Genomic DNA, 3076 nt, shown 5'->3' on the forward strand with positions numbered 1-3076 from the left:
GGCTTGTAAACAGGCCTGATAGAATGATGGTAACATATTGAAATTTTGGGTGGTTGTCTCAACCACTCTATTTCTTTTGGGTTCATTTGGCTAGAGTCTTTATCTTGATTACCTTTGAACCCCTTTGTCACCCCTTGAGGGTACAGAGTTATCTTCTAATAAAGGTTTGGTGGTGGGTTCACCGAACGAATCGGAAGAATTGCCCCGAAGCAGTTCGTCAAAATTAACCACGATACCTGACACCTTGCAAGGAGAAGCGTTAAGTGACAAGCAGCGATCTCATTCACAAGAATCCTCTATCTCGATTACCTCTAATTCTTTCTTAGGGGAAAGTGAGTCACCGATTTTCTTAGGGGAAAATTTAGGAGATCGCACTTCTGAGATTTCCCCTAAGAAAAAAACGGTCAACCCCGTCACATCTTCAGAGATTTTCTTAGGGGAAAATTTAGGACAGAACGATCGCACCTCTGAAATTTCCCCTAAGAAAAATCCGAGCGGTTCCCTATATGCCTTTATCCAAGACAAGAAGGATAAACACGGTAACGTGAAAACTTATCCAAAGGTTGAGGGCGATCGTTCAACTGGCAATCCCGATCATTGGTTTTGGGCTTACTGTTGGGACGAGAAGGTTAACGGCAGATGGAAAACCTTCAAACGGTCAGTCCCCCGTGAGAAGCTGTCAAAGGTGCGAATGGCGATCGATGCTAATCAACCTGTTTCAGAAATCCTGAAAATCATTGGTTAAGGTTCCGTCCCCTGTCAAAACTCTCTACTAATCTGACAGTTACTGGAAATCTATGCCATTCTTCAACTGTAAAACCCTCGGAAGTTTCTTCTGGAAATCTGACAGACATTTCTTCCCAAGCCGCTTCGGGACTTTCGGCTTCTATGTAATATCCTTGTCTGACCGTCAGATCGTCGTGGCCGAGGCATTCATGGCTATAGAGGGAATTGCGCGTACATCTATATTCTTTCATGACATTTTTTCTTTTAAAAAGCTATTGGATACTCGATGGACGGTTTCCATCCTTTTCCCGTTGCAACTCCTAAGAGTCTCTGCACTTCATTATAATTGTTCTGGAGAAATCGCTGTCTGCCCATCTTGTTGGTTCCCGTTTGGGCGATTAGAGTTTCCCTTAAAGGATGATGACTATCGATCAGGAACTCATTGCGAACTTGCAAGCGTTCTAGATATTTAAGATTTGGTAAGCGATCGAATTTACCATTTTCCCCCCGATTACATTTGTGACAGGAAAGAACGAGATTCCAGACTCCATCTATCCCCTCGATATAATCGTTGAGAGAACGGGGGAAAAAATGATCAACATCAGCTAGGTTATCCGAGTTATCGACTATCGACACGGGCGTAAAACAATAAAAACATTTTCCCTTCTGATAACCGTCAATGGCGTGACGACAAGAGGTAATATTGATTCTTCGTTTTGATGAAGAATCAATATTATAATTACCTAATGTAAATAATTTTCCATCTAAGGGATCATGTTCGATAATCCTGCGATTAACACTTAATAGCCAAGAGGTTTCTACCAACCGCCACCTAGCTTCTATCTCTCGCTCTAAATTATCTAACTCTTGTTTTTCTACTAATTTTAATAAATCGTCAGTTAAAATAATCCGCTTTTTTATTTTCCATTGACTTCGATCGAAGAAAGGCTGATTAATTTCTCCTGTGGGCAAATTATGAAAGGCATCGATGACATTCTCGAATCCCAGTCTTACCGTCGCATCGATTAGTAAAGCCTGATCGATTTGCCCTAGATTGAATTGGCGGCAAATATCCAAAAATTGACTGGAACGAGAAGTGGTTTGTTTATCGCTGATCTGCAAGTGCCTTACTATCTGCATCCCATAAGGAATAGCTAAATTCTCTAATTTTATTTCTGTTTTTCCTTCCCGCGCTATCTTTAATAATGCTTTGGCTAGAGCGAATTTATAGCAGGCTACATTACGCCCGAATAGAATAATCGCCCGCCAGTAGTCTTCGCTCGTCGGATTGATTTCCAGAAATTTCATTTTAATTCTTGCTTTTACTTCGTTTACGAAGTAAAATAATTAGAATAAAGCAATCGTTGCTAACTTGCCAGAAAGAACGATCGCCGTCCCTAGTAGAAAGGAACTAACATTATGAAAGCACAAATTTACATCAATCGTCATGTGGTCAACGCCAATAAGAAGGCGACTAACGAAAAGGGCGTAATCGTGGATAATGCGGCGATCGCTATTCGTACCTATCTCGGCTCCGTGTATGCGAAGGAAGTTGAATTTACTAAGGGGGGAAAACTGATACAAGATGCCAGCAATGCCCGCTGTTCGGGTGCGACGATCTGGATAGAAGCCGAATTTGAAAGCCTTCTCATCAATGGTCTGAAGGCTGACCGAGCGATGTTCGATTAAATTTTCATAGGGGCAGCGGGGAGTTTTTCTTAACGTTTAATCGCTATTCCTTAAACAATCAGGAGGAAAAAATGTACGAGTTCGCTTATTGTTTCTGCATCGATGGCCGGGTGCAATGGTCGGCAGAAACGGCTCAAAGTCTGGAGTGCCGACTGGAAGGAACGTTAGAGGAGCATGACTTCTTGCAGGTGGTGGAGTTTATTGAAACCGCACGACCAGGGGAGTTTATCACCATGAACGACGGCACGCTGATTTTGCGAAGTTCTTCCCCGTCGATCGCCCCATCCCGTTCCCCGTTTCTTGCTCGATCTTCTTGACGAGGTAGGATTGCTAGAGGCAGAAAGTGGAATTCAACAAGGGTGGTGTACACTAAGCCATGAGAACGAGAGGAACCCGACGAATTACTAGCTAAGGAAGAAATGAAGCGAGACTAAACCTGTTTATGTATTGTCTATTACACAGAGGAAAATCGAATGTTACCGAAAGATTTCGAGCTTAAAAAAGGGGTTCAGGTATGGGCAGTCTAAGTACAGGACAAAAAGCTTGAAAAGTAGGCGGGAGTAGGGTTTTATGAGAAATAGCACTAATCTCGAAAACCCTATGAATCAGTATAGCGCCTTAAAGCAAGCCCTTCAACCCCATCTAGGATGGCATGGTGCCA

General features: G+C 42.7%; 5 protein-coding genes. 3 read left to right on the forward strand and 2 right to left on the reverse strand.

Annotated elements, in window-relative coordinates:
* Positions 1–124: 124 nt before the first annotated feature.
* Entirely contained in the window at positions 125–745 is a 621-nt protein-coding gene (locus O9334_RS10580; protein WP_288000236.1) for a hypothetical protein, read from the forward strand.
* Here the strand turns inward: O9334_RS10580 and O9334_RS10585 are convergent.
* Positions 735–977: a hypothetical protein gene (locus O9334_RS10585; RefSeq protein ID WP_288000238.1), complete on the reverse strand. Its 243-nt coding sequence runs from the start codon at positions 975–977 to the stop codon at positions 735–737. The genes O9334_RS10580 and O9334_RS10585 overlap by 11 nt on opposite strands.
* Positions 978–990: 13 nt before the next feature.
* On the reverse strand, positions 991–2034 hold the full coding sequence (locus O9334_RS10590) for an HNH endonuclease family protein (RefSeq protein WP_288000240.1): 1044 nt from the start codon (positions 2032–2034) through the stop codon (positions 991–993).
* Between the two features lie 111 nt (positions 2035–2145).
* Here O9334_RS10590 and O9334_RS10595 point away from each other — a divergent pair, with 111 nt between their 5' ends.
* Both O9334_RS10595 and O9334_RS10600 read left to right on the forward strand, forming a co-directional pair.
* Positions 2146–2415, forward strand: coding sequence for a hypothetical protein (locus O9334_RS10595; RefSeq protein WP_288000242.1), 270 nt, complete (start codon positions 2146–2148; stop codon positions 2413–2415).
* 71 nt (positions 2416–2486) lie between these two features.
* Positions 2487–2732, forward strand: coding sequence for a hypothetical protein (locus O9334_RS10600; protein WP_288000244.1), 246 nt, complete (start codon positions 2487–2489; stop codon positions 2730–2732).
* The last annotated feature ends 344 nt before the right edge of the window (positions 2733–3076 follow it).

The organism is Microcystis sp. LE19-8.1F (assembly GCF_027531715.1).
In the GTDB taxonomy this organism is placed as follows: domain Bacteria; phylum Cyanobacteriota; class Cyanobacteriia; order Cyanobacteriales; family Microcystaceae; genus Microcystis; species Microcystis wesenbergii_A.